Here is a 21,455-nt window from a genome sequence, read left to right on the forward strand (position 1 = left end):
CACATCAACTGGGGCCGGCGCCGTGGGGCCGGCCCTTGTGCACGAATGATCCCCTCGAATTCTCTTGCCGCAACCCCTTGCGGACCAAGCCTGCCTTTGTTCGGTCCCTCCTGTGGGCGCAATCAGACCGCATCAGGCTGAGTGCGCAGATTGGTGACCACGCGCCGGTTCTGCACCTTGCAGGAGCGCTCTGTGCAGTCGCGGACTTCGCGGTCGTTGCCGTAGCCCTTGGCCCACATGCGCTTGGGGTCCACACCCTTCGAGGTCAGATAGGCCATCGCCGCATCGGCACGCTTCTGCGAGAGCGTCTGCATTTTGGAGGCGGAACCGGAATCGTCGGCGAATCCCTGAAGCTTGAGCAGCCAGGTCGGGTTCTTGTTGAGCCAGGCCGCCTGATTATCCAGGGTGGCCATGGCGACGGCATCGAGCGCGGCGGAGTCCTGCTTGAAGTAGATCCGTCGGCCGACACTAAGAATGAAATCCTCCTCGCTGCCCTGCGCGACATTCTCGAAGCCGGGGGCGGGGTCGTTGGTCTGCCCGGTCATCGGCGCCGCCGCCGGTTCTTCCAGGGAGGCGACCTCGGTGGTGGAGCAGGCGGCGAGCGCCAAGAGCATGGCTGCGCCAGCGAGGCGCTTGGTGTATCCGATCATCGCAGACATAGGGGTGATATTCCTCATTCGACCGGAGTTGTTTCGCTAACCTGGGTGGCGCCCTCAGCCTGGTCGGCAATATGCGGCAGAACCTGTACAGCGGTGCCAATGGGGCAGCGCTGATAAAGATCGATGGCGTCTTCGTTGAACATGCGGATACAGCCGCTGGAGGCGTCCTTGCCGATGCTCCATGGCTCCAGCGTGCCGTGGAACCGATAGCCGGTGTCGACGCCGTCGCGATGCAGATACATGGCGCGGGGCCCAAGCGGGTTCTTCGGTGAGCCACCCGAGACGAATTCCGGCAGTTCGGGATGGCGCTTGCGCATCTCCGGCGGCGGCGTCCAGCGCGGCCAGAGCGATTTGGCGTCGATGGTGGCGCGGCCAAACCATTTGAAGCCTTCGCGGCCGACCCCGACGCCATAACGGATGGCGGTCTTGTTCTCCATGATCAGGTAGAGAAAATGGTGCCTTGTATCGACGACAACGGTGCCGATCGGCTCGCTGCTGAAATATTTGACGACCTGGCGATGCCAGCGCTTGTCGATTTTTGCGAAATTGGTGCTGCGAAATGTCACGCCGTTGTCGACGGCTGCGCCGCCGAAATAAGAAGCTGCCGCGGCGGCTGCCGGTTTGCTGGCGGCGCCGGTCCCCAGCAACGCCAATCCACCGAGCATAATACTCCTGCGGGTCCACACCATCGGCTAAACTCCCCCTGAAAGCCAACAAGCGAAGTGCAGTAAACCAGATTTTTTGTTTGCCTCAATAGGAAACTTCTCTTCCTATCAAGAACGGTAGGGAATTGGGGGTCTTCTGAAGCTGTATTGCTTCGGTCGTTACTCCGGCTGGGATAAGGTTATGCAGTCTGGGTACGGGTTCGGGAACGGACAGGAGGAGCGGCCGGAGCCCGCATCGCAGGTGTGCCCTTCGAGCGTTCCAGTGACGATGCTACGTGCAACCTCTTCGCGAATGACAGTCACGGACAGATCATCGAATAAAAGGTGATAAAAAAACTCATCTTATGTTGACAAGCTCCACTTCGCTTCATAGGTTCCGCCCGCATCCGTGACGTAGGGACCAGGTAATGGCGCGTGTTTTTTTGAACGTTTCTAATAATGTATCGCGAATTTACAGAGAGAGCCTTTTTGCGACGACTGCGGTCGTCCTGATCGGCATTGCAGCATCGCCGGCTTCCGCTCAGAGCACCTCCGCAGGGGACACCGCGACGACACTGGAGCCCATCGTCATCCAGGGTGCAGCCTCTGATAGCAAGACCGACCGAACATCCGTCACCGCCAAGAACAGCGCGGGTGCGACCAAGATCAGCACGCCGCTCGTCGAGACGCCGCGTTCGATCTCGGTCACCACCGAGAAGGAAATCGAGCAGCGCGGCGCCCAGTCGATCATCGAGGCGGTGCGTTATACGGCCGGCGTGACGACCGGACCGAATGGCTTCGATCCGCGTTTCGACCAGATCTACATTCGCGGCTTCAACGTCACGACGGTCGGAGACTTTCGTGACAGCCTGCGCCAGCCCTATATCAATTACGGCATGTTCCGAACCGATCCCTATCAACTGCAGCGCGTCGAGGTGATCAAGGGGCCGGTTTCCGTTCTCTATGGTGCTGGATCACCGGGCGGTCTCGTCAACAAGATCTCGAAGCTTCCGACCGAGGAGCCGATCCGCGAAGTCGGTATTACCTACGGCACCAAGGACCGGGTGCAAGGGATGTTCGATTTCGGCGGGCCGATCAGCGAAGGCAACGACGATTTCCTCTATCGCATCGTCGGCCTCGCCCGGCGTGGCGATACCAATTTCGATATTGCCGACGACCGCTATTTCCTGGCGCCGTCCTTTACCTGGAAGCCCGACGAGGGCACGACCTTCACGGTTTACGGCCTTGTGCAATCCGACGAGACCGACTCCAACGTCGGCGCGATCACGACCCTGGACGGTAAGATTCATGAACTCAGGGCGAGCGACCCCGACTACGACTACCAGAAGGTCAAGCAGCAGCAGATCGGCTATCAATTTGAGCATGAATTCGACAATGGCCTGACCTTCCGGCAGAACCTGCGTTATTCGCATCTCGATCTCAGGGCTCGCTACCTCGGTGTTACCGGTTGGACAGGGACCGTTGCACATCGTGGCACGAATGCGATCCGGGACGAGATGAACGTTTTCCAGCTCGACAATCAGCTCGAGGCGAAGTTCGATACCGGCCCGCTAGCTCACACGATGCTGTTCGGGCTGGACTATACCAATCTCAAATCGAGCTTTGGCTATGGCGCTGGAGCAGCCGATCCGGCATTCGACTTCGATATCGCCAACCCGACCTATGGAGTCTCAGGCGATACGCCGGACTATAGTATCTTAGCGTCCAAGGCCGACATGCGGCAGGTCGGCATTTATGCCCTGGACCAGATCGAGGCTGGAAACTGGCGCTTCAATCTCGGCGGCCGGCAAACATGGGTGAACCAGACGCGCGATGCGACCCTGCCTTCGATCAGCTCGGAGGAGGTCGACAAGAGCGCCTTCTCCTGGCAAGCCGGTGCACTCTATCTGTTCGACAACGGCATTGCTCCCTTCGTCTCCTATGCAACCTCATTCGATCCGGTGACCAACCGGTCGACCTCAGGCAAGATACTGGCGCCGACAGAGGGTGAACAGTACGAGCTCGGTGTGAAGTACCAGCCGCCCGGCTCCGATATCCTCTTGTCGGCCGTTGCCTATCATATTGTCGAAAAGAACAAGCCGGTGCTGGTGGATCCGGTGATGTTTGCCTATGGCTCGATCGGTGAAGTAACCGGAAAAGGCATCGAACTCGAAGCCCGCGCGGCGGTAGCCGACGGCTGGGATCTCATTGCGGCCTACACTTACAACCAGTCGGAAGTGACGGGAGGCGGTGAAAACGAGGGCAATACGCCTGCCCTGACGCCCTCGCATGTGGCAAGCCTCTGGGCCAACTATACATTCCAGGAAACCAATCCATTCCATGGTCTGTCAGTCGGCGCGGGTGTCCGTTACGTCAGCGAAAATTGGACGGATACGGCCAATACGTCGAAGAATCCTGCGAGCTTCTACATCGACGCCTCCGCCGCTTATGATTTCGGCGCGGCCGACAAGAAATACGAAGGCCTGACGGCGGCCTTTGCCATCCGCAACATCGCCGACGAGCGCGACACCGTCTGCAACGAGGGCTTCTGCTACCTCGGCCAGGGTCGCAACATGACCGGCACCCTGAAGTATCGGTGGTAGCACCATGACGTTAGAGACGAACGGGGCGGCCTCGCGCCCTTCGATCGGCGATCGCCCTGTCGGCCGCCAGGCCATCGACCTCGACGGCCTGGTGGGCGATGGCCCGTTCGCCTATTGCCGCGGCAAGCTGCTCGCCTCTCCGCCGCCGGCTGGTTTGGTGGTTTCCTGCAGGGATCTCGGCGACCGCGACGTCTTTGACGGGATCATCGCCCGCTATGGCCAGAAGTTTCCGGGCAGCGACCGCCGCGCGATTGTCTCCATGTGGACGCTCTATTATTTCAGCATGCTGACGATCGCGCCTAGCGTCCATATGTTCGTCAACCGCATCGCGCTGCCGATGGAAATCGACCGGCTCTCTCTCGTCTGCAACGAACAGACAGGCGAGCCGGAAGCGTTCGTGATGTCGGGCAGGCCAGAGCCGACGACCGATCCGGCCGGCGAGCTTCACCGACTGATGCTCGGCCATGCCGAACCGGTCATTGCGGCGATTGCCGCCATTGCCGGCGTGGCGCCGAAGCTTCTCTGGAACAATCTCGCGGCCTATCTTTCCTGGATCCTGAAAGAGATCGCTCACCGCCACGAGCCTGCCCTCGTCGAAGGCGGCCTGGCGCTGCTGAACGATGCCGAGTGGCCGGGCGGCGGTCGCAATCCAATGTTCGGCATGATCCGCATGGCGCGGCAGCAATGCGGTCTGGAATTCGCTCGCCGCAAGGTCTGCTGCCTGCGCTATAACCTGCCTGGCGTCGGCGGCTGCGGCGAGGCCTGCCCGCTGCCGGACGGGCGGCATTGAGGCCGATTAGAATTATGCGGCGGCATTTGACATGGTCTTTGCCTGCTCGGCATATCGTGACGGCGGCAACCCGACAAAGCGCGTGAATGCCGTGCTGAACGCGCTCGCGGAGCCATAGCCGACGCGCTCGGCGATCTCCTGAATTCCGATATCCTCCTGCCTCAGCAGATTTCTGGCGAGCGCCATGCGCCACGATATGAGATATTCCATTGGCGCCATGCCCACAGTGCGACGGAAGCGATTGAAAAACGCCGACCGCGACAGGGCCGCCTCGCCGGCGAGCTGTTCCACCGTCCATTCCCTGGATGGATCTTCATGCAGCCGACGGATAGCCAGGGCGAGGCGTGTATCGCTCAGGCCCCGCAGAATTCCAAGCGGCGCCTTCTCCCCGAAATTCGAACGCAGCGCCTCGACAAGCAAGACTTCCAACAGGCGCGCCAGGATCATGTTCTTTCCCGGCCGCTCGGCGCGGGCTTCGTCGGTGACGAGCTGGACGATCGCCGACAGTCTGCTGTCGCCGCGGATGTGGATGATCCGCGGCAGCAGGGAAACCAGCAACGCTGCATCCGGCGAGCCGAAGGCGAAGTGGCCGACAAGCAAGCGTGCATTCACAGCCCCTTCGGGATCGCCGTGACGGGTTTCTTCAGGAAGCATCGTGACGGTAAAGGGATCAATGCCGGGCGATAATCCGTCGTCCAGGCTCGACATCGTGAAGGCATGGGCGGCCGGGATCAGGATGAAGTCGCCTTCTAGGAGTGTGACTTGCTCGTCCTCCGCGCTCAACCTTGAAGAACCTTCCAGCACGACGCAATAGAAAGGCTGACCCGTCTCCTGGCGCTCGACGCGCCACGTCCCTGCGCCGCTGACGAGCTTTGAATGGCGCGCCGCTGGCTGCAGCAGCGTGACCATATCGGCCAGCGGGTCGCTCATTGATACTCCTGATAATGAAACAAGGACGATGCATGATAGTAAGTGCCGCGTTCGCCGTCTACATCTGTTGCTGGCAGATGGATAGGAGACAAAAATATGAAGACCGTTCTTGTTACCGGATGCTCGTCGGGGTTCGGGCTGGAAATTGCCAGGTTCTTTCTCGCGCAGGGCTGGAAGGTGATCGCCACCATGCGAACGCCTCGCCAAGACCTTCTGCCGCCTTCGGACCAACTCACGATCATTGCGCTCGATGTCACAAGCCCTGAAAGCATCCGTGCTGCGGTTGAGGCCGCCGGGCCTGTGGATGTGCTGGTAAACAATGCCGGCATCGGTTGGCTCAACGCGCTTGAGGGAACGCAGATCGAGATCGCCCGCGAAATTTTCGAGACGAACACCCTTGGAACGATCGCGATGACCCAGGCGGTTCTGCCGCAGATGCGGGAGCGCCAGGAAGGCGTTATCATCAACGTCACGTCAAGCGTGACGCTCAAGCCGCTTCCGCTCCTCTCGGTCTATACGGCGAGCAAAGCCGCGGTGAACGCGTTCACCGAATCTGTCGCGCTCGAGCTCGAGCCTTTCAATGTGCGTGTGAGGATCGTGCTTCCGGGGCGCGCGCCGGAGACGCAGTTCGGCGATACGGCGCGCGCACGGATTCAACAACAGGGCGGCTTCCCGCACGCCTATTCGTCGGTCGTCGCAAAGGTGTTCGCGTCTTGGGAGCAGCAGTCGGTGACCGCCCTGACACAGCCCGTCGACGTCGTCGAGGCGGTATGGCGCGCTGCGACCGATCCTTCCTCTCCATTGCGCATCCCTGCAGGGGCCGACGCCGAAGCATTGGCGGGATGAAGGCGGCTTCTCAAGGCCGCCGGCGCAGAACGAAAAGCAGCATCGGCGCCCCGACCAGGGCCGAGATCAAGCCGGCCGGCACCTGATAGGGGAAGGCGATCATCCGGCCGGCCCAGTCGGCGATGACGAGCAGGGTCGCGCCGATGAGGGCGGCGGCGAGGAGCTGGACGGAGGGGCGGCGAAAGCCGAGGCCGTGGGCGAGGTGCGGCGCCATCAGCCCGACGAAGCTCAAGGGGCCGACGACCAGCGTCGCGGCTGCCGTCATGATCGCAGAGAGCCCGAACAGGGCCGCGCGCGTGGGGACGATCCTGAGGCCGAGTTCGCTCGCCGCTTCCGGCCCGAGTTGCAGCAGCGCAAGCCACCGGCTGGCGAGAAAGGCGGCGACGAGGCAGGCCGGCGCAATCGACAGGGCGCTTGCGGCAACCGCATTGTCGACGAAATAGGTCGAGCCCGCCATCCAGCGGATGAGCGCGAGGCCGCGGGGATCGCCGCTCGCGGCAAGGACGCCGATCCCGGCATCGAGCATTGCGCCGAAGGCGATGCCGGCGAGCAGAACGCGGTTCGGGCCGAAGCCGGAACCGGCGCTCAGGAGGAAGATCAGCAAAAGCACGGCGAGCGCTCCGCCGCCGGCAAAGGCAAGCTGGACCGTCAGCCCCGGTGCAGAAACGGCGAAGAGGGCGGCGGCGACGCCGAGGGTCGCCCCGGCCGATACGCCGAGCACCTCGGGACTTGCCATTTCGTTTCCGGTCAGCCGCTGCAGAATGAGGCCGGTCACGCCGAGCACCGTTCCGGCGCCGAATGCCGCGGCGACGCGCGGCAGGCGAAGGGGAAGGATGTCGTCCCATGAGGCGGCCGGCAGCCAGGCCCAGTCTCCGTCGGGTGCCCGGCCGAAGAAGATCGCGGCGATCGTCAATGCGACGATCGAGGCCAACAGCAGGACAAGGGGAGCCCCTTTGCTGCTGACCGCGAGCCGTGGCGAGGCGATGCCGGGCAGTGCGCGCGAGGCGGTGGCGAGGCGTGGGAGCAGAGCGATCAGGATCGGCCCGCCGAGCAGTGCCGTCACCGCGCCCGTCGGCACGAAATCACCGGGAGCCAGAAGCTTGATGGTCTCGTCCGTCATGAGGAGAAGGCCGGCGCCTGCGACCGGCGACCAGATCAATTGGCTGAGGATGCGCCTTGCACCGGCCATCCGGACGATCTGCGGGGCGGCCAACCCGACGAAGCCGATGACGCCGACGGCGCTGGTGACGAGGGCGCTCAGCGCAATCGCGATCGCCAGGACGAAGCCCCGCGCCCATTTGATCCGCAGGCCGAGGCTGGTCGCGCCGGCATCGCCGAGCTGGCTCAGCGCCAGCGGCCGGGTGGCGAGAAGGGCAAGGGCGGCGAGCAGCGCCACTTTCGGCAGCAGCGATAGCGGGATCGCCCAGCTTTGCTGCGAGAGCGAGCCGGCGCCCCAGATGAAGATCCCCGAGAGATATTGATCGTTCATCAGAATGAGGATGGCCGCCGCCGCTCCGCACCAGAGGCCGATGATCATGCCCGACAGGATGAGGGAAAAGGGCGAGAAGCCGTGCCGGGCGCTGATCGAAAAGATCGCGAGGGCAGCAGCCGCACTTCCGCCGAGCGCGACCGCGTCGCGGCCCCATCCCGCCAGTGAGGGAAAGGCGAGCATGACGGATACCAGCGCCAGATTGGCGCCGGCCGAGACGCCGAGTGTCGTCGGCGAGGCCAGCGGATTGCGCAGCACCTGCTGCAGAATCGTTCCCGAAAGTGCAAGGGCGGCTCCCGTGATCAGTGCCGTCGCCATGCGAGGCAGCGTGGAATAGAGAAGCAACAGGTGCTGGGCGTCGTAACCGCCTGTCGTCTCGAGATGCGGCAGCGCCGGCAGGAGATCGAGGGCGGCGAGGCTGAGGCCTGAAAACAGCAATAGCGTCGCAAGTGCCGGCGCGCCGAAGCGGGAATATTGAGGCTTCATCAGGCGGCAGTCTCCAGAACATCGACCATCAGGGTTGAAAAGCGCAGCGCCTCCTGGACCATTCCAAACATCAGGACGCCTGGAACGACCGAGATTCGCTGGCGCTGGACGAAGGGAAGGCCTGTCCAGAGCGGGCTTTCGGAAAGCCGGGTCAGGACATCGGGTGGAAACAGCGGCGACACGACGACGAGGTGCACGTCGTCACCGAGTTCGGCGAGCTGCTCCAGGCCGATCGTCTGAAATCCCCAGTAGCTGGCCTCTCCCTTCCAGGCGTTCTCAACGCCGATGCGTCTCATGGCGCCGCCATAGAGCCCGGGGCCGCCATAGATGCGCGCATGCCTCTGGTCGATAAAGTTGATGACCGCCACAGGAGGCGCGGACAGGCTCTTCGCCGTCTCGCGCAACCGCTCGAATGTAGCATCGGCGCGGGCGAGAAACGCCTCCGCCTGCCTCTTTCGCCCGATCATGGCGCCGAGACGTCGCGTCTCGGCGTAGGAACGGTCGAGCGCATCGCCGTTCGCGGCATAGACGGTGAAGGTCGCGACCGGTGCGATGCGGGAGAGTTTTTCATCCAGCGCTGCCAGGAAGGGCGTGCTGAGGATGAGCGATGGCCGGAGGCTGGTAAGGACTTCGAGATTGATCTCGGACGTTGTGCCGATATCGACGACGCCTTGCGGCATGGCCGGCTCGACGACCCATTCCGACCAGTTCCTGAGCGAGGCGATCGCACGCGGCACGCTGCCGAGCGCCAGCATCGTCGATGCCAGTCCGTAATCGAGCGACACGACGCCGCCGTCGCCGGCGCGCGCCGTGTGGGGCGCGCTCGTCATTGCCAGCGCGCCCAGAAGAAAGTCCCGTCGTTTCAAGGCGCGGTCTCGCTCGGCTGGTTTCCGACGAGCGGCTTGACCATGAAGAGGCACGGATGGTCCTCGTGCCAGAGCTTGTCAAACACCTCCGCCCTGACGAAGCCGTTCCGGTCATAGAAGCGGCGCGTCGCCTCGAATTGCGGCTCGTTGCGGCCGCGCGGCGCGAGCGTCTTGACGGTCAGCAGCCGGGCGCCCGATTGATGGGCGAAGCGTTCGGCCGCATCGACAAGATGTCGTCCGCCGCCGCGGCCGCGATATTCCGGCCGCGTCGCGATCAGCGCGATCTCGACTGCGCCTGGCAGGTGCGGCTTCAGCGCGATCATGGCGGTGACGACATCCGCTTCGATATAGGCGAACACCGGCAACTCCTCGATCGCCCGGGCGCTCGCTTCGATGACCTCGGGCTCCGAAAACCAGTCGGGCAAGGCACTCATGATCGATCGGCAGAGCTCCGCCTTGCCCGTCAGGATCTCAACTGTTCGTCCCATTCTTTCTCGCCTTCAGCCAGTCGATTTAAACTTGACTCCTGTTATCACCTTAAAATAGACACTGCAATCAAATCGTGCACATACGCTTTGAAAAAGGAGCGCCGCGGCCGAACCGACCAGCAAGACAGAGCCTGATTTTCCATTCGTAAAAGGGTACAGGACAATGCGAGCATCGCATCGTGATGTGAACGGGAATGCGGTTGTCAACGCAATGATCGAAAATAAGGAAAAGCTCCTAAGAACGATCGAAAGCGTTATCAAATCAAGGTCATACTCCGAGGATATATTCCAAGACGGAGTCATCAAAGCTTATGGGGTCAATGTCGACGGTATTCGTTGCCCCATCGGCTATGCCTTCCGGATGGTCTATAATCTCGCACTGGATGAGGGCCGCCGCCGGCGCCATCAAACGAACAACCACAGGTCGATAGATCAAATCCAGGAGATCACCGCTCCCGTCCCAACGGTGCTCGACCAACTCGTTGCCGCAGAGACCCTGCGTGACGTGCTTGCTTCGCTCGAGGCGCTGCCGAAGCGCACCAACGACGCCTTCATCCGCCACCGCCTGAACGGCGTGCCGCAGAAGGATATCGCGGCCGAACTCGGCGTCTCGAGGACGCTTGTCAATTTCATGATCAAGGCGGCGGAGCAGCATTGCCATTCGGCGATCACTGAACCCGCCCGCCCCGATCATGAACCTCGCCGGGATACTACCGCCGTGCGGCGTGCAGCGCCTGCTGCAAATCGCTCCACAGCAGTTCCGGTTCTTCCAGTCCAACGGCGAAGCGAACCGTCTGCTCGCTCACGCCGAACCGGATGAATGTGGTCATCCGGTCGGGGATTTGCAGCGCGACCTTGGCGGGGACCACGAGCGTTTCCGGTCCTCCCCAGCTGACGCCGAGACGGATCTCGCGAAGCGCGTTGACGAAGCGCCCGACATCGATGTCGGGCGTGAGGTCGAAGGCGAAGAGCCCGGCATAACCCGACAGCGTCGCCCGGCCGGGATGGTCCTGAAAGGCCGGGTGGCGAACGTCGGCAATGTCGGGATGCTGTTTCAGCCGGTCGGCGAGCAGAAGCCCGCTGCGCTCATGCTCCTTGAGACGGACGCGCAGCGTGCGCATGCCGCGCAGCAGGAGCCATGCCTCGAAGGGCGAGAGTTTTGCGCCGACATAGGGATAGGAGGCCGAGTTGATCCTGGCGATCGCCTCCTTCGTGCCGACGACGACGCCGGCAACCGTATCGCTGTGGCCGCCGAGATATTTCGAGGCGGCGTGAATGACGATATCGACGCCGTGCTGGATCGGCTTCTGGAAGAGCGGCGTTGCCCAGGAGTTGTCGATGATCGTGGTGACTCCAGCCTCCTTCGCCATGGCAGACAGCGCCACGATGTCCTGAAGCTCGAAGACGAAGGAGGAGGGGTTTTCGAGATAGAGCAGCTTGGCGCCCGGCAGCGCCTTGCGCACCTCGTCGTGGTCGGAAGGATCGACGAAATCCACTGTGACGCCGAGCCTTCCGAGCAGCTTCACGAGAAGGCGATAGACGTCATTATAGAGGTGGCGGACGGCAACGACCCGGTCGCCCGCTTCCACGAGGCTCAGAATAGTCGCGGTGATGGCGGCCGTTCCGCTGGAAAAGGCGCGCCCATCCTCCGCGCCTTCGAGGCGGGCGACCAAGAGCTCGAATTCGCGGACGGTAGGATTGTCGCCGCGCGAATAGATGAAGTTGCGCGCCCGGCCGGCGAAGACATCCTCCATCGCCTCGTAGCTGTCATAGGTGAAGAGCGAGGTCTGGAAGATTGGCGGCGATACGGCGTTGAAGGCGGCCGGATCGACGGGGGTGAAGAGATCGTCGGCGGCCGCATGGGCGCCAAGGTCGCGCGGGCTGAAGGACTGGTTCATGATGATCCTTTCATGGACAAAAGCTGGGAGGGGGACGGATAGCGCTCAGAGGTTCGGCCGAGCGCTGCCGGAGTGCGCCGATCGACCTTGCCAGGCAGAAGCATGACAGCAGGCCCGTGAGCGCCGAGGCCAGAAACATGGCTGCGAGCAGACCCGAAAAACCGAAGAAGGGCGGCAGGAGAGCAAGCAGCGGAAAGAGAAGATATCCGTTCTGCGCCAGGCCGAGGGCAAGGGCGGCTTTCGGCCTGCCCTGCGCCTGGAAGAGGATCAGCACGGTCTGCCGGATGCCAAACAGCAGGAAGGGCAGGTGGGCCGCGACGATCGCCTGGCCTGCGATCGACACCACGGGCGCATCGTCGGTGAAGAATGAGGCGAGGTGTTCGGAAAAGATGATCGCCGCCAGTCCGTAGACGCCGCCGACCGCGCTCGTGACGGCGGTCAGCATCCGGGCTGACGAGAGCACCCGTGATATATCCCCGCGGCCCCAGGCAAAACTCAGGATGGCCTGCGCGCCGAGCGAAATACCGATGACGGGAAGTGCGCCGACCGCAAGCAGCCGCAGGGCGATCCCGACTCCGGCAATGCCGTCCTCGCCATGATAGATGCCGGCCACCGACAGCATCGCGGCGATTGCGCCGGCCGTCGCAAGGCTCGTCAGCGTCGTCGGCGCGCCCACGGCAAGCACCGGCCTGAGATGCCTGAGATCGCCGAACCGCCTACCGAATGTCAGTCGGATCGTGCCGAGCCGTCTCGCGTGATAGGCGCCGTAGATGGAGAGCGCCACGAGTTGGGAGAGGATGGTTGCCATTGCCACCCCCTGCAGGCCGAGGCCGAAGCCGAAGATCATGATCGGGTCGAGGATGATGTTCAGCGCGAAGCAGGCAACCAGCGTCCACATGCTGAAGCGGGCATTGCCCTCGGCGATCGCCAGGAAGTCGAGAATGATCTGCCCCATCGTCAGCGGGATCGAGACTGCGATGATGAGGAGATAATGCTGCGCAAGCGGCTCGATGGCGGGTGTGGCGCCGAACAGCAGGAAAGATGGGAATGCGACGATGGCGACCGCGCTTGCCACGCCGAAGGCGATGCCGGCGGCAAGGCTGATCGAGGCAAGCGTGCTCGCCCGCGACCGGTTTCCGGCGCCGAGCGCCCGGCCGACCTCGGTTGCCACACCGACGCCGATGCCTTCGCCGAAGGCGGCGACAAGCATCAGGATCGGCAGCACGATCATGATCGCGGCGATCTGGTCTTCGCCGATCATGCCGACGAACACCATGTTGATGGTGTGATGCGCGGCATTGATCGACAGGCCGAACATGGCTGGCAGGCCGAGGCGCAGCAGCAGCCGGAAAAGCTGCGGGCTGGCAAGATCTTCCGGGGCAAGCCGGCGTTTGCGCAGGCTGCCGCTCATCTCGCTCATGTCGTTCATGATGCGGGCACCCAGAGATGATCACCGAAGAAGCGCTCGCGGGTCAGCATGACGAGAAGCGCCCGCTTGTGCGGAAAATCGAAATGCTTGACCTTGGCAAAGCCTGAGCGGTCGAGATTGCGGATTTGCTGCTCGTGGCTGGCGCGCGGCTCGCCGACGATGCGCTTGGTGCGGGGATCGTCGAGGAAGATGAAATGCATCAGCGAGGGAAGCCAGGCGCTGATCCATTTCTTGCCGCGATAATCGGGCTCGCCGATCGCCACATGCCATCCGCGATCGTAATCGTCGGCATCGTAATAGGGGCCGAGTCTGTTTTCCTTGGCCCAGTAGACCTCGAAATAGCCGAAGGGAATATCGGCGAAACTGCCGATCAGCGGCAGGATATGCGGATCGGCGATCCTCTCCTCCAGGATCTTCCGGTGCTTGTCGATCGAGCCCGCATCCTCCCAGATCGTGTTAACCTGCTCGTCGTTCATCCAGCGATGGAAGACCGCAAGATCGGTTTCGGGATCGGCCACCCTGAAGCTGATATCCCGCTCCAGCCAGGGGATGAAGCGCTGGTAGACCGTGTCCTTCGGCTTTGCCGGCCGGCGCGGATGATAGCGACCTGCCGTCATCTCCTGCACGGGCGGCAGCGGATAGGACATCTGCGGCAGCCACGGGGAGGGCCATTGCCAGAGGATCGCGGAATCGAGCCGTCCGTCGATGCCTGCGATGTGCCGGGGAAGGCTCGCCTGATGGCCTTCGAAAGCGACCGATTTGATCGAGCGGTCTTGCGCCGTCACCGCCTCGGCGGCCGCCATGAGAAGCTCCGCCGATTGCACGGGATTTCCCTCGTAGAAGGTCAGCAAGGCGATGCCGGCTTCGGCTTCGACTGTGAGTTCGTGATTGCCGTGTGCTGTGTGGAGATGGACGATATTGGGGGCAAGCCTGACATAGCTGCGCGCCTGCAGAACCCGCCTTTGCTTGGCGGCATCGAAATCCATGATGTTCTCCTTGATCGGCAGGGCTTTTGATGCTGCGAGCATGAAGCCCGCTCCTGCGCCGATTTGATAGAATGACGATCCATCCCCAGGCAGATTTAGGGGTAAACGAAGAAAAAAATTCTCAGCAATTTTCTAAACTCCGGCAGGGGGGATCCGTCATTTGCGCATGACGTCAATCTTTGCAGGAGCTTCGAATGGACAATCTTGAGCCCCGCGACGATCTCTGGATCGTCGTCATCGACACCGAGCGACATTACTCGGTCTGGCCGCAGGACAAGCGGATTCCGGTGAGCTGGCAGGCCGCGGGTTTTGCCGGTTCGCGCCAGGAGTGCCTCGCCCATATCCGCGAAATCTGGACCGATCCTCGCCCGCTCTCGCTGCGTTCGGCGATGGCCGCCGATGCGCGTCTCTGAAAAGGTCTGGATGGCAAGATGAACAAGCAGATTACCAATTTCGCCGATGCCCGCCCGACCGACGCTGTGGATACCGTCTTCGAGAGCTTTCCGCTGACGATCGCGCAGAAGCGCATCTGGTCGCTGGAGCAGATCGGCAATTACACGGTCTTTCCCGACCAGATCATCGGCTTGCGGCTGGGTGCCGCAATCGACGTCGAGACGATTGCCGGAGCCTGCCGTGCGCTCGTGGCTGAGAACCCGTCGCTTGCCACCCGCTTCCGTCGGCTGGCGGGCGGCCGCATCGAGCAGTATCGCGGCGCATCGAACGCCGTGCCGATGGAAATTCTCGGCAAGGAAGGAGCCGCTCTTTCCGAGGCTGAAGCCTTGGCCGCGCGAAAAGCCTTTCGCGACAGACGCTTCGATCTGCTGGACGGGCCGGGGGCGCGCATTCAGATCATCCTGCTTGCCGATGGGCAATCAATGCTGACGATCGTGCTGCATCCGATCGTCTCAGACGACCGCGAAAAATCCGTGCTTGCCGCTTCGCTGGCGCGCATCCTCGACGGCGCGCCGGCCGGCGACGTGCAGCCGGCGGAAGTTTCGACCGGAACGCGGGAGGAAGAATGGCTGGAGACGGATGAGGCGCGGGAAGCGTTTGCCTATTGGTGCGAGACGATCGGTCTCGACTATGCGGCCTCGGCCTTTCCCACCCGTTTCAACAGCGGCGGGCTTGCGGGCGTGGCGCGCGCTGAGCATCGGTTTGCGATTGAGCCCAACCTCTGGGCCAAGCTCGAACGGCATGCACAGGGCAAGGGATACCAGATCGAGCGCGTGCTTCACGCCGCCTTCTGCGCGCTGCTGGCGCGCTACAGCGGCAACTATGCCTTGCTGACCGGGCTGCTGATCGCGCGGCCCCGCACGGAACATTTCGCCAGCCGCGGCCGCGCCGAACAGGTCCTTCCCCTCGTCCTGCCGCTCGCCTCCCGGCATTCCCTCGACCACGTTGTTGCGACCATCTCCAAGGTGACGGAGGAAGGGCTTCTCCGGCTCGTGCCGTTGGAGCGCATCACGCAGGAATTGGTGGTCGACGAAGCGGCCGCCCAGGAAGCCGTGGTCAAGGCGCTGTTCGAATTCCGCGAGCCCTATCCCGTGCCGAGAGATGCGAAAAATTTGGAACCGTCAGGCGCGCGCGCCGACAGCGAGCTTTCCCTGGTGGTCGAGGCGCGTCTGGAAGGCGGCGCATTCGGGCTGATCGACTATGCCCAGGATCTTTACGACGGTGCCGTGATCGCCCGTGTCGCCAAGCATTTCCGCCTGGTGCTCGAACAGATCGTCGCGCAGCCGGATCTCCGGATCAAGGATATCGAACTCGTCGGCAGCGAAGAGCTCGACTGGTTGTCCGCCCCCTACGAGGATGATGTCGTCAACGACGATCGGCCGGTGCACGAACTGATCTCAACCCATTCGCGCCGGACGCCTGAAAAGACCGCGATCGTCTATGGTGACGAGGAGTGGAGCCATGGCTGGCTGGAGGCGAGCACCAATCGCCTCGGGCATCGGCTGCGGCAGTTCGGCGTTCGCGCCGAGGTGACGGTCGCGATCTTCATCAAGCGTTCGCCGGAGGCGATCGTCGGCATTCTCGCCACGCTGAAGGCAGGCGGCGCTTATATCCCGGTCGAGCCCGACCATCCGCCGGTCCGCAACCATCACATCCTGCGAGACGGCGGCGTCAAGATCGTCCTGACCCACAGCTGGCTGCGCCATCGCCTGCCGGACGAACTCGATGCGATTATCCTCGAACTCGACAAGCTTGATCTCGAAGGCGAGCCGGAGACGCCGCTCTACGTTCCCACGCATAAGGATCAGCTCGCCTATGTCATGTACACCTCGGGATCGACCGGATTGCCGAAGGGTGTGGCCGTCGAGCACGGCCCACTGACGCATCATTTGCAGAATACCTCGCGTGTCTACGGCATGAGCTCGGAGTCCCGCGAACTGCCATTCCTGCCCTTCAGCTCGGACGGCGGCCATGAGCGCTGGATGAACCCGCTGATGGAAGGCGGCAGCATCATTCTTCCCGACCAGCCGCTCTGGACACCGGAAGAGACGCTGACGGCGATGCGCAAGCATGGCGCCAACAATGCGAGCATCCCGACAACCTATTTGCAGCAGCTGGTGGAATGGGCCGACATTACCGACGGCGCGCCGCCGATGCGGCTTTACTCCTTCGGCGGCGAAGGGCTGGCGCAATCGACCTTCGATCTCCTGTCGCGGGCGTTGAAATCGGAATGGCTGATCAACGGCTACGGTCCGACGGAAACCATCATGACGCCGATGGTCTGGAAGGTGAGGGCCGGCACCAAGTTCCAGGGCGTCTACGCCCCGCTCGGCCGCGCCGTTGGGCTCCGGCGCGTCTATGTGCTCGACCCCGACCTCAATCCGTGCCCGATCGGCGTGACCGGCGAGCTTTATATCGGTGGTGAGGGCATTGCGCGCGGCTATCTCGGCAAGCCGGATACGACGGCGGACCGCTTCATCCCCGATCCGTTTTCGATAGAGGGCGGCCGGCTTTACCGCTCCGGCGACCTGACGCGCTGGCGCGAGGACGGAACCGTCGAATTCGTCGGCCGCGTCGACCATCAGGTGAAGTTGCGTGGATACCGCATCGAGCTCGGCGAGATCGAAGCGGCGCTGCTGCAGCAGCCCGGCGTCGGCGAAGCCCTGGTCGTGCTGCGTGATCACGATGCCGGCGGCGAAAAGGCCCTCGTTGCTTATGTCGTTCCCAAAAAGGACGAGAGGCTTGATGTCGAGACGGTCCGCGCCGGCCTCGAACGCAGTCTGCCATCCTACATGGTGCCGGCGGCCGTGGTCGAACTGGAAAAGATGCCGACCAATCCGAACAGCAAGCTCGACCGCTTCGCGCTGCCCGCACCCCAGCCGGTCAAGCGTGCCATCGTCGAGCCGGCGACCGCGCTCGAAGAAGAGGTGCTGGATGTCTGGCGCCAGGTTCTCAAGCTGGAAGCGATCAGCGTCGAGGATAATTTCTTCGCGATCGGCGGCAATTCGCTGGGCGCGATCCGCATCCTGTCGCAGCTGCGGCAGCGCCGGCCGAAGATCCCGCTCACCGTCGCCGATATCTTCAACAACCCGACCATTCGCGCCTTTGCCGGCGTGATGGAGCAGGGGGAAGAGCGGGATCTTTCCGAGGTGATCGTGCTGCGGGCATCGGGCGCCAAGCCACGGCTCTATTGCTTCCCCGGACTTCTCGTCAGCACCCGCGAATATGTGAAGCTCGTCGATTATCTCGGCGCCGACCAGCCGGCGACCGGTTTCATTTGCCATTCGCTTTCCGAAAAGAAGGAAGTCGGCGCGCCTGTTGAGGAGATCGTCGAGAGCTATGTCGACTATATCAGGAAGCACAGCGGCGGCGCGCCCTGCACTTTCCTCGGCTGGTCCTGGGGCGGGCTTCTGGCTTATGAGGCTGCCCGCACGCTTGCCAACGAGGTCGATGTGCGGATGATGGCGATGGTCGATGTTTGCGACCTCGGATCGGAATTTGCGATCGGCGCCAAGCCGCGTTTCCGGCCGGGCGAACGCGACGCGCTTCACCGGGACGTGCAGGCATGGCTGCAAAAGACGGCGATGCGGCCGGAATGGGACCGGCTGCTGTCGACGATGGATGCCGACACCTACGAGCAGTTCCTGCGCTTCGTCGGCGACGAGAAGGACCCGCTTCCCACAGACGGGCCCGATATCAGCAGCCGCGAGCATACGTTCTGGGTGCTGATCGACAATGCCCTGATCTTCCGCAAGCACCGGCTCGTTCCCCATGACGTGCCGATCTATCCCTGGGCAGCCGACGACAGCCTCAACCGCGGCCTCAACCTGATCGATTGGCGCCGCCTGTCGCCGCGCGCGCACCCGGCCGAGATCATCACCGGCACCAACCACCTGCACATGATCGGGTCGCCCGCCTTCCACTCAAGGCTTGCCCTGCGTCTCAAGGAAACAGAGAAGGATAACGCATGACGGTCGCTTTTACCCGCAGGGATGCCCTCAACGAGCCGCTCGATCTTGCCGGTATCGGCATCGGTCCCTCCAATCTGAGCCTTGCCTGCCTGCTGGAATCCGTGCCCGAGGTCCGCAGCCGCTTCTTCGAGCGGCGCGGCGCCTTCGACTGGCATCCCGGCATGATGATGCCCGGTGTCGAGTTGCAGTCCTCCTTCCTGAAGGACCTCGTCACCCCGGTCCTTCCGACCAGCCGCTGGTCCTTTATCTCCTATCTGGTCGCCCATAAGAGGCTCTACGCCTTCCTGAACGCCAATTACAACGCCGTTCCCCGGCAGGAATTCGCACGTTATCTCGCCTGGGTCGCTAAGGGCGTGGAAGGCTTGCGCTTTTCGAGCGAGATCCGCGACGTCGAGCACCGCGACGACCGCTTCGTCCTGCGCTTCGATGACGGCCAGGAGGAAGCGCGCAACCTGGTGATCGGCACGGGCTCTTCGCCCTTCGTGCCCGATTGGGCAAAACCCTTCCTGGGTGCGGATTGCTTCCATAACAGCGAGGCGAAATCGCGTCTCGGCAATCTCGGCGCTTCCCGCATCGTCGTGGTCGGCGGCGGCCAGAGCGGCGGCGAGGTGGTCGATGCGCTGCTTGGCGATCCCGGTTCGATCATGGAACTGACCTGGATCAGCCGGCGCCATAATTTCGAGCCGATCAACGATACGCCGTTCTCAAACCAGGTCTTCTCGCCGGAATATGTGCAGGCCTATCTGAAGCTCGGCGCCGAGCAGAAGCAGGCAGCTCTGACGAACTCGATCCTGACCAGCGACGGCCTGTCGATTTCGACGATCCACTCGATTTACCGCCGCCTCTACGCGCTGCGTTACCTCGAGCCGAGCGCGCTCAATGCATCCCTGTCGCCGAACCGCGATGTGATCCAGATGGAGCGAAACGGCAATGCCTATCGGCTCATCGTCCGAAACCATTTCGACGGCGGCATAGAAGTGCTGCATGCCGATGCCGTCGTACTGGCGACCGGCTACAGGTTCCGATTGCCGGACGCGCTCGGCTCGCTCAGCGAAAGGATAAGCCTCGACAGAAATGGTTATCCCACGCTGAACGACGATTACACCATGCAGTGGACGGGCCCGAGGACCAACCGGCTGTTCGCGCAGAATGCCGGCCGGTACTCGCACGGCATCGCCGACTCGCAGCTCAGCCTGATGGCCTGGCGCAGCGCCGCCATCGTCAACGCGCTTCTCGGCCGGCAGCATTTCGATGCCGAACCAGACAATGCACAGTTGATCTGGGCGACGCAGCCCGCTTCCGCCATGCCACATCAGCTGCGGGCCGGCTATTCGGACGGTATGCTGTCGTCCTGAAACTTATGGACGCGGACATCGGGGAAACCGGATTGAGAGCGGACAGCCAGCGCGATGACGTGCTGACTGCCGCCCACAATCAGGCGATGATGCCATCGCCGGTCGACAGTGCCGGCCTCTGCCGCGACAGGAGTGCCATCCTCCCAGGAAAAGGTGATGTTGCGAGGATCTTCACCGAGCCCCACTCCCAGCGCCTTGAGGTGGCTCTCCTTGAGCGCCCAAAGCGCAACGGCCGCGCGCGGACGTTCACACGTGGGCAGATCATCCAGCCAGCGTCGCTCGTCGGCGCTGCAGTAGGTTTCCAGCGCTGCCTCCTCGATCTCGGTGTCGGCGGGCTCACAATCTATTCCGACGCACTTGCTACCTGACGCGACGGCGACCGCGACTAGCCCGTCAGTATTGGCGAGGCTGAATTGTGGTGCATCACGCCGGTCGAGTGTCAGCCTACCGTGCTTGTCGGCCAGCAGCACAACCTCGCCCGGCGGAATACCGGCATGCGCGCTCAACATTCGCCGCAAGAGATACCGGCCGGCGATGAACGAGGTCCGATCCCGGCCGAACCGATAGGCTGCGGCGCGATCCAGCTCATTCGATGAAAGCGACTGTTTCCAGCGCTTCCCGTCGCCTTCGTTCTGCGGATATTGCCAAAGCACGACATCGATGGCGGCCGGGTGATTGTCAAATTGCTGCATGAGGCCAGTATGCGTACCGCTGCCCGATTGGCAATCGGGCAGCGGTTTAGGTCGGCAATCGCCGCAGTGTCTATTCCGCGGCCTCGATGAAGCGATGGCGCTCGTAGAGGAACTTCAGCACGGCCTCACGGCATTTGAGGTACGTCCGATCGCTGGCAAGTTCGATGCGATTGCGGGGACGAGCTATTGTTACATCAAGCACTTCGCCGATGCGGGCCGCCGGACCATTGGTCATCATCACGATGCAGTCGGACAGCAGCACCGCTTCATCGACATCATGAGTGATCATCACCATCGTATTGCCGAGCCGGCTATGGATCTCCATCACCGCATCTTGAAGATGGGCGCGGGTCAAGGCGTCGAGGGCGCCGAACGGCTCATCGAGCAGCAGGATTTTCGGCTCCATCGAAAGGGCGCGGGCAATGCCAACGCGCTGTTTCATGCCTCCAGATATTTCCGAAGGCCGCTTGTCGCTCGCATGCGCCATCTGCACGAGATCGAGATTGGCCATCACCCAGTCATGCCGCTCGGCCTTGGTCTTTGTTCTGCCGAAGACCTTGGAGACGGCGAGATTAACGTTCTCGTAGACCGTCAGCCAGGGCAGCAGCGAGTGGTTCTGGAAGACGACGGCGCGTTCCGGGCCCGGTTCGTTGACCTCGCGGTTTTCAAGGAGCACCGCGCCTGTGGAAACCGGGGTCAGGCCGGCAATGAGATTGAGCAGGGTGGACTTGCCGCAGCCCGAATGGCCGATGATCGAGACGAACTCGCCCTCTGATATCGTCAGGTTGATGTCCTTCAAGACCTCGGCGCGCACGCCGCCACGGTCGAAATGCTTGTCGATACGATCGAGCTTCAAATAGGCGTCCATAA

Annotated in this window: 18 protein-coding genes; 7 read left to right on the forward strand and 11 right to left on the reverse strand. The window is 62.7% G+C overall.

What is annotated here, in order from left to right; genetic code table 11:
• Positions 1-122: 122 nt before the first annotated feature.
• On the reverse strand, positions 123-659 hold the full coding sequence (locus J7U39_RS20725) for an OmpA family protein (RefSeq protein ID WP_210632122.1): 537 nt from the start codon (positions 657-659) through the stop codon (positions 123-125).
• A gap of 14 nt (positions 660-673) precedes the next feature.
• Complete coding sequence (locus tag J7U39_RS20730; RefSeq protein WP_210632123.1) at positions 674-1,348, reverse strand: L,D-transpeptidase; 675 nt, start codon at positions 1,346-1,348, stop codon at positions 674-676.
• A 383-nt stretch (positions 1,349-1,731) separates the two neighbouring features.
• Here J7U39_RS20730 and J7U39_RS20735 point away from each other — a divergent pair, with 383 nt between their 5' ends.
• Positions 1,732-3,906: a TonB-dependent siderophore receptor gene (locus tag J7U39_RS20735; protein WP_210632124.1), complete on the forward strand. Its 2,175-nt coding sequence runs from the start codon at positions 1,732-1,734 to the stop codon at positions 3,904-3,906.
• Between the two features lie 4 nt (positions 3,907-3,910).
• Positions 3,911-4,696: a siderophore-iron reductase FhuF gene (fhuF, locus tag J7U39_RS20740; protein WP_210632125.1), complete on the forward strand. Its 786-nt coding sequence runs from the start codon at positions 3,911-3,913 to the stop codon at positions 4,694-4,696.
• Between the two features lie 12 nt (positions 4,697-4,708).
• On the opposite strand, the gene J7U39_RS20745 is transcribed toward fhuF, so the two are convergent.
• The gene (locus J7U39_RS20745; protein WP_210632126.1) at positions 4,709-5,626 is read right to left on the reverse strand and encodes an AraC family transcriptional regulator; all 918 of its coding nucleotides are present in this window, start codon (positions 5,624-5,626) and stop codon (positions 4,709-4,711) included.
• A gap of 96 nt (positions 5,627-5,722) precedes the next feature.
• Between J7U39_RS20745 and J7U39_RS20750 the strand changes: the two genes are divergently transcribed.
• Positions 5,723-6,472, forward strand: a complete 750-nt coding sequence (locus J7U39_RS20750) for an SDR family oxidoreductase (RefSeq protein WP_210632189.1) — start codon at positions 5,723-5,725, stop codon at positions 6,470-6,472.
• Positions 6,473-6,482: 10 nt separating this feature from the next.
• On the opposite strand, the gene fhuB is transcribed toward J7U39_RS20750, so the two are convergent.
• The 3 genes from fhuB to J7U39_RS20765 are packed head-to-tail and all read right to left on the reverse strand — an operon-like array spanning position 6,483 to position 9,801.
• Positions 6,483-8,447, reverse strand: coding sequence for a Fe(3+)-hydroxamate ABC transporter permease FhuB (gene fhuB / locus J7U39_RS20755; protein WP_210632127.1), 1,965 nt, complete (start codon positions 8,445-8,447; stop codon positions 6,483-6,485).
• Positions 8,447-9,277 carry an iron-siderophore ABC transporter substrate-binding protein gene (locus J7U39_RS20760; RefSeq protein WP_210632128.1) on the reverse strand — a complete coding sequence of 277 codons (831 nt, stop codon included), beginning with the start codon at positions 9,275-9,277 and terminating at the stop codon, positions 8,447-8,449. Before J7U39_RS20760 ends, fhuB begins: the two co-directional genes overlap by 1 nt.
• Positions 9,278-9,309: 32 nt before the next feature.
• Positions 9,310-9,801, reverse strand: coding sequence for a GNAT family N-acetyltransferase (locus J7U39_RS20765; protein WP_210632129.1), 492 nt, complete (start codon positions 9,799-9,801; stop codon positions 9,310-9,312).
• A 163-nt stretch (positions 9,802-9,964) separates the two neighbouring features.
• On the opposite strand from J7U39_RS20765, the gene J7U39_RS20770 reads away from it, so the two are divergent.
• Positions 9,965-10,621, forward strand: coding sequence for a sigma-70 family RNA polymerase sigma factor (locus J7U39_RS20770; protein WP_210632130.1), 657 nt, complete (start codon positions 9,965-9,967; stop codon positions 10,619-10,621).
• On the opposite strand, the gene J7U39_RS20775 is transcribed toward J7U39_RS20770, so the two are convergent.
• Genes J7U39_RS20775 through J7U39_RS20785 form a run of 3 tightly spaced genes read right to left on the reverse strand, consistent with a single transcriptional unit; the run spans position 10,512 to position 14,114 of the window.
• Entirely contained in the window at positions 10,512-11,699 is a 1,188-nt protein-coding gene (locus J7U39_RS20775) for a PLP-dependent transferase (protein ID WP_210632131.1), read from the reverse strand. The genes J7U39_RS20770 and J7U39_RS20775 overlap by 110 nt on opposite strands.
• Before the next feature lie 10 nt (positions 11,700-11,709).
• On the reverse strand, positions 11,710-13,128 hold the full coding sequence (locus J7U39_RS20780) for an MATE family efflux transporter (RefSeq protein WP_210632132.1): 1,419 nt from the start codon (positions 13,126-13,128) through the stop codon (positions 11,710-11,712).
• Positions 13,125-14,114 carry a GNAT family N-acetyltransferase gene (locus tag J7U39_RS20785; RefSeq protein ID WP_210632190.1) on the reverse strand — a complete coding sequence of 330 codons (990 nt, stop codon included), beginning with the start codon at positions 14,112-14,114 and terminating at the stop codon, positions 13,125-13,127. Before J7U39_RS20785 ends, J7U39_RS20780 begins: the two co-directional genes overlap by 4 nt.
• A gap of 194 nt (positions 14,115-14,308) precedes the next feature.
• Between J7U39_RS20785 and J7U39_RS20790 the strand changes: the two genes are divergently transcribed.
• Genes J7U39_RS20790 through J7U39_RS20800 form a run of 3 tightly spaced genes read left to right on the forward strand, consistent with a single transcriptional unit; the run spans position 14,309 to position 19,893 of the window.
• Positions 14,309-14,527, forward strand: coding sequence for an MbtH family NRPS accessory protein (locus J7U39_RS20790; RefSeq protein WP_210632133.1), 219 nt, complete (start codon positions 14,309-14,311; stop codon positions 14,525-14,527).
• Between the two features lie 18 nt (positions 14,528-14,545).
• Positions 14,546-18,538, forward strand: coding sequence for a non-ribosomal peptide synthetase (locus J7U39_RS20795; protein WP_210632134.1), 3,993 nt, complete (start codon positions 14,546-14,548; stop codon positions 18,536-18,538).
• Positions 18,535-19,893 (forward strand): SidA/IucD/PvdA family monooxygenase, encoded by a 1,359-nt coding sequence (locus J7U39_RS20800; protein ID WP_210632135.1) that lies wholly within the window; start codon positions 18,535-18,537, stop codon positions 19,891-19,893. The genes J7U39_RS20795 and J7U39_RS20800 overlap by 4 nt, the downstream gene beginning before the upstream one ends.
• Here the strand turns inward: J7U39_RS20800 and J7U39_RS20805 are convergent.
• Positions 19,866-20,585 carry a 4'-phosphopantetheinyl transferase superfamily protein gene (locus tag J7U39_RS20805; RefSeq protein WP_210632136.1) on the reverse strand — a complete coding sequence of 240 codons (720 nt, stop codon included), beginning with the start codon at positions 20,583-20,585 and terminating at the stop codon, positions 19,866-19,868. The genes J7U39_RS20800 and J7U39_RS20805 overlap by 28 nt on opposite strands.
• A gap of 70 nt (positions 20,586-20,655) precedes the next feature.
• Positions 20,656-21,453 (reverse strand): ABC transporter ATP-binding protein, encoded by a 798-nt coding sequence (locus J7U39_RS20810; protein ID WP_210632137.1) that lies wholly within the window; start codon positions 21,451-21,453, stop codon positions 20,656-20,658.
• Between the last annotated feature and the right edge of the window lie 2 nt (positions 21,454-21,455).

The sequence above is a fragment of the Rhizobium sp. NLR16a genome, assembly GCF_017948245.1.
Classification (GTDB): domain Bacteria; phylum Pseudomonadota; class Alphaproteobacteria; order Rhizobiales; family Rhizobiaceae; genus Rhizobium.

Bases quoted from the DNA above. Each gene is read 5' to 3' on its own strand.
- J7U39_RS20725 (WP_210632122.1), bottom strand. From the start codon at position 659: ATGTCTGCGATGATCGGATACACCAAGCGCCTCGCTGGCGCAGCCATG.
- J7U39_RS20730 (WP_210632123.1), bottom strand. From the start codon at position 1,348: ATGGTGTGGACCCGCAGGAGTATTATGCTCGGTGGATTGGCGTTGCTG.
- J7U39_RS20735 (WP_210632124.1), top strand. From the start codon at position 1,732: ATGGCGCGTGTTTTTTTGAACGTTTCTAATAATGTATCGCGAATTTAC.
- fhuF (WP_210632125.1), top strand. From the start codon at position 3,911: ATGACGTTAGAGACGAACGGGGCGGCCTCGCGCCCTTCGATCGGCGAT.
- J7U39_RS20745 (WP_210632126.1), bottom strand. From the start codon at position 5,626: ATGAGCGACCCGCTGGCCGATATGGTCACGCTGCTGCAGCCAGCGGCG.
- J7U39_RS20750 (WP_210632189.1), top strand. From the start codon at position 5,723: ATGAAGACCGTTCTTGTTACCGGATGCTCGTCGGGGTTCGGGCTGGAA.
- fhuB (WP_210632127.1), bottom strand. From the start codon at position 8,447: ATGAAGCCTCAATATTCCCGCTTCGGCGCGCCGGCACTTGCGACGCTA.
- J7U39_RS20760 (WP_210632128.1), bottom strand. From the start codon at position 9,277: ATGACGAGCGCGCCCCACACGGCGCGCGCCGGCGACGGCGGCGTCGTG.
- J7U39_RS20765 (WP_210632129.1), bottom strand. From the start codon at position 9,801: ATGGGACGAACAGTTGAGATCCTGACGGGCAAGGCGGAGCTCTGCCGA.
- J7U39_RS20770 (WP_210632130.1), top strand. From the start codon at position 9,965: ATGCGAGCATCGCATCGTGATGTGAACGGGAATGCGGTTGTCAACGCA.
- J7U39_RS20775 (WP_210632131.1), bottom strand. From the start codon at position 11,699: ATGAACCAGTCCTTCAGCCCGCGCGACCTTGGCGCCCATGCGGCCGCC.
- J7U39_RS20780 (WP_210632132.1), bottom strand. From the start codon at position 13,128: ATGAACGACATGAGCGAGATGAGCGGCAGCCTGCGCAAACGCCGGCTT.
- J7U39_RS20785 (WP_210632190.1), bottom strand. From the start codon at position 14,114: ATGGATTTCGATGCCGCCAAGCAAAGGCGGGTTCTGCAGGCGCGCAGC.
- J7U39_RS20790 (WP_210632133.1), top strand. From the start codon at position 14,309: ATGGACAATCTTGAGCCCCGCGACGATCTCTGGATCGTCGTCATCGAC.
- J7U39_RS20795 (WP_210632134.1), top strand. From the start codon at position 14,546: ATGAACAAGCAGATTACCAATTTCGCCGATGCCCGCCCGACCGACGCT.
- J7U39_RS20800 (WP_210632135.1), top strand. From the start codon at position 18,535: ATGACGGTCGCTTTTACCCGCAGGGATGCCCTCAACGAGCCGCTCGAT.
- J7U39_RS20805 (WP_210632136.1), bottom strand. From the start codon at position 20,585: ATGCAGCAATTTGACAATCACCCGGCCGCCATCGATGTCGTGCTTTGG.
- J7U39_RS20810 (WP_210632137.1), bottom strand. From the start codon at position 21,453: ATGGACGCCTATTTGAAGCTCGATCGTATCGACAAGCATTTCGACCGT.